Annotated in this window: 2 protein-coding genes; both read left to right on the top strand. The window is 66.4% G+C overall.

The annotated features are described in order from the left end of the window. The first annotated feature begins 51 nt into the window (after positions 1-51). Positions 52-982, top strand: a protein-coding gene (locus tag AB0O93_RS16150; protein WP_363345077.1) for an IS5 family transposase whose coding sequence is annotated in 2 segments (ribosomal slippage) — positions 52-426 and positions 428-982 — 930 coding nt in all. Because the reading frame shifts where the segments join, the coding sequence is not laid out codon by codon here. Positions 983-1001: 19 nt separating this feature from the next. Beyond that, on the top strand, positions 1002-1535 hold the full coding sequence (locus AB0O93_RS16145; RefSeq protein WP_363345075.1) for a hypothetical protein: 534 nt from the start codon (positions 1002-1004) through the stop codon (positions 1533-1535). Positions 1536-1589 lie beyond the last annotated feature (54 nt).

Here is a 1589-nt window from a genome sequence, read left to right as displayed (position 1 = left end):
TCTAGGGCGTGTCTCCCATATGCGCGGGGAGGCTCGCGGCAGTCTGGTGGGGTGAGGTCGACGGGTTCGCGGTTTCGGGTGTTCACGGATGAGCAGTGGAAGCGGATCGCTCCGCTGCTTCCGTCCAATGTCGGTCGGCGTGGTCATCCGTTCGGTGGCGACCGTCGCGTGGTGGAGGGCATCGCGTATCGGTTTCGGACCGGGATTCCGTGGCGTGATCTACCCCGTCATGAGTTCGGTCCGTGGCAGACGGTCTGGAAGCGGCATCGTCGATACGCTGGCGACGGCACCTGGGATCGAGTGCTGACGCGGATTCTCGCCGAGGCCGACGCGGCGGGCAAGATCGACTGGGCGGTGTCGGTGGACGCGACCATTGCCCGGGCGCATCAGCACGCGACGAACACCACGCGCCCCGAGCAGGACACAGGGGGCGGGATCGAATCACAAGAATCTGCCCTGGCACGAGGTTGAACCGCCTGGTCACGGCATCGGCCGCTCCCGCGGTGGGCTGACGACGAAGATCCATCAGGCGGTCGACGGGCACGGTCGACCGCTGGCGATGATCGTCACCGGAGGGCAGCGCAACGACGGTGCGATGCTTGCCGACGTCCTCGCCGAGATCCACGTCCCACGACTCGGTTCAGGACGACCACGCACCCGGCCAGACGCGGTGCTCGCAGATCGCGCCTACGCGACTGGTGTGATCCGTACCGAGCTGCGGCGACGGGGAATCAAGACCGTCATTCCCGACAAGCGCGACCAGGCCGCTGCGCGGAAACGGCGAGGCAGCCGGGGTGGGCGGCCGCCGGGCCTCGACGTTGATGCGTACAGGGGGCGCAACGTCGTCGAACGGTTCTTCGCGCTCGCGAAGCAATGGCGCGGCATCGCGACGCGATACGACAAGCTCGCCATCACCTACCGTGCAGGCGTCACATTGTGCGCCATCCTCACCTGGACTCGACTCGCGGGCGACGCGCGCTGACGACCGATACCGTTGGACAATGCCCATCGCGACGTTCGACACCGTCTTGATCAACGGCAGCGTCGGCACCGGGAAGACAACCGCTGCCGACAGGCTCGGTGGCGAGTTGGAGCGTTGCGGCATTCCCGGCGCGGTCATCGACGTCGACTGGTTGCGCCGATCATGGCCTGCGCCACCTGGCGACCCGTTCCGAACCACATTCGCTCTGGAGAACATGCAAGCGATCGCCTCGAACTTCCGACGCGCCGGCGCACGCGTGCTCGTGGTCGCCACTGTCGTCGAGACTCTCGACCAGCTGCAGCGCAACACTGCTGCGCTGGCCTCCACAAGGCTGCTGCATGTCCGCCTGACAGCGACTTCCGACGCAGTGCTCCCACGATTGACCAGACGACATGACGACGATGAGGCGGCGCTGCGCTGGCACACCCAGCGTCACCCCGAGTTGGCGCGCGCTCTCGACCAGGCCGGCTTCACCGATGAGCTGCGCATCGACACAACCCACAAGCAGCCCGCTGAGGTCGTCGAAGAGATCCTCGCGACCATCGTCGTATGAGCTGCTCAGCGAGATCGACGACCCCGGTCAGTCGAATGGGAGACACGCCCTAGA

It is taken from the genome of Microbacterium sp. NPDC077184 (assembly GCF_040687055.1).
In the GTDB taxonomy this organism is placed as follows: Bacteria; Actinomycetota; Actinomycetes; order Actinomycetales; family Microbacteriaceae; genus Microbacterium.
The sequence above is the reverse complement of the archived record's forward strand: the minus strand, read 5'-3'. Positions and strand labels throughout refer to the sequence as shown.